Origin of the sequence: Streptomyces ossamyceticus (assembly GCF_001418475.1) — a bacterium.
Classification (GTDB): Bacteria; Actinomycetota; Actinomycetes; order Streptomycetales; family Streptomycetaceae; genus Streptomyces; species Streptomyces ossamyceticus.
The window spans coordinates 1-1,738 of the sequence record NZ_LIQX01000827.1 but is presented as its reverse complement, the minus strand read 5'-3'; the positions used below and the strand labels follow the sequence as shown (position 1 = coordinate 1,738).

At 71.7% G+C, this 1,738-nt stretch carries 1 protein-coding gene and 1 pseudogene; both read right to left on the bottom strand.

The features are described 5' to 3' along the window. Positions 1–133 precede the first annotated feature (133 nt). Positions 134–718: pseudogene (locus tag AOK15_RS39370) on the bottom strand (urea amidolyase associated protein UAAP2); the annotation flags it as partial. 40 nt (positions 719–758) lie between these two features. Next, positions 759–1,583, bottom strand: coding sequence for an urea amidolyase associated protein UAAP1 (locus AOK15_RS39365; protein WP_055523821.1), 825 nt, complete (start codon positions 1,581–1,583; stop codon positions 759–761). Between the last annotated feature and the right edge of the window lie 155 nt (positions 1,584–1,738).

Genomic DNA, 1,738 nt, shown 5'->3' with positions numbered 1-1,738 from the left:
GTTGGGGGGACGGGGAGGCGGCCTCGGAGGCGAGGGCCTGAGAGGCAGCGGCTCGGGTCGTGTCGGCGTGGGCTTCGGCGGTTGGCGCGGTGGCTCCGGTGGGGTCGGCTGGGGCTTCGAGCAGCGGGTGGTCGATGGTCATCTCGACGGGCGTCGGGGTGAAGCCGTTGCAGGGGTTGTTGATCTGGGGGCAGTTGGAGACCAGGACGAGTACGTCGCGCTCGGCGCGCAGGGTCAGGGAGAGTCCCGGAGCGGAGATGCCGTCGACGATGCCGAGGGTGCCGTCCTTCTCGACCGGCACGTTCATGTACCAGTTGACGTTCGACACGAGGTCGCGTTTGCCGAGGCCGTACCGGGCGCCCTCCGCGAGGAAGTTGTCCACGCAGGCGTGCTGCGACCAGGTGTGGTGGCCGTACCGCAGGGTGTTCGACTCCTTGGAGCAGGCGCCGCCCACCGTGTCGTGCCGGCCGACGTCGTCGGCGACCACGGTCATCAGCGGGGTGTGCTCGTTGGACATCAGGACACTGCCGGTGGTGAGGAAGATGCCGCCCTGGGCGTGGATCGTGTCGGGGGCGCTGTAGCGGACGGCTGTGTCGTGGGCGTCGTACACGAGGAAGTCGACGGCCTGGTTGCCGTGCAGATCGGTGAGGGTGAGGGTCCCGCCGGCCGGGACGACGGCGGACCAGGCGGCGCGGGCCGCGACGATCACGGAAGTCATAGGGTCCTCCTCGCGGCGAGGGCCGCGACGGCCATGGTCGTCATGCGGTCCCCCTGGCGGTGCGGAACTCGGCGGTGTTGAGGAAGGCGCGGCTGCCTTCCGGGGTGGCGTTCCACAGCGGATCGTCCGGCGCGGTCGCCCGGGCCCGCCAGGCGAGCACCTCCAGGGCGGTGCTCACGTACTCCGGGCGCGGATCGGCCGGGTGCGGGACATTGGCGATGAGGACGGTGACGTCCTGCTCGGTGCGCAGGGTGACGCTGGCGCCGGGGCCGGCGGAGCCGGTGAAGTCGAGGGTGCCGTCGTCGCGTACCTCGACGCCCTGGAAGAACGAGAGGGAGGGCGGCAGGTCGCGGGGGCCGAGGCCGTTCTTCGCGGCGGCGAGCTTGAACAGTTCGCGTCCGGCGGGGGAGGGGGACTGGGGGCTGCCGTCGCCGTAACGGGCGGTGTTGCGTACGAGGGTGGAGGTGCCGCACAGCGCGTCGTGCCGGCCGGAGGTGTCGGCGACGAGGGAGGCGAGGACGCGGCCCTGGTCGGACAGGAGCAGGACGCCCTCGCCGAGGTAGGCGTTCCACTGGACCTTGACGGTGTCGGCGACGTTCAGCCGCTCCCAGGGACGGTCGGCGGCGTACAGCAGGACGTGGGCGCAGGCGTCGCCGTGCGGGTCGGTCAGACGCATCTCCGTGCCGCGGGCCAACACCTTGTGGGTGTAGTTGCCGCCCGCGACCGTCTCGGCCCACACCAGGGGGCCGGCGTCGGCGGGCGGGTCGGGCCAGTCGTCGGCCGGGACGATCGGCATCGCCTCGGCGCGGGTGCCCTCCTGGGCGCGGGCGTGGTCGCGTGCTCCGTACGTGGTCGCTGTCGCCATGGCGGGACCTCCGGGTGCGGCGCTCATTTCTGTCGTGCGACAGAAATTAGGGGGGAGGTGGGTCGCTGCCATGTCCCGCGCGTTGCGGAGCAGTTACTGGGGCCTCACTGGTCGTTCGTCGACGGAGGTTGGGGATGGGGTTGGCGGTGTGTGTG

Excerpts from the sequence above, each read along its gene's own strand:
- AOK15_RS39365 (WP_055523821.1), bottom strand. The coding sequence starts at position 1,583 with ATGGCGACAGCGACCACGTACGGAGCACGCGACCACGCCCGCGCCCAG.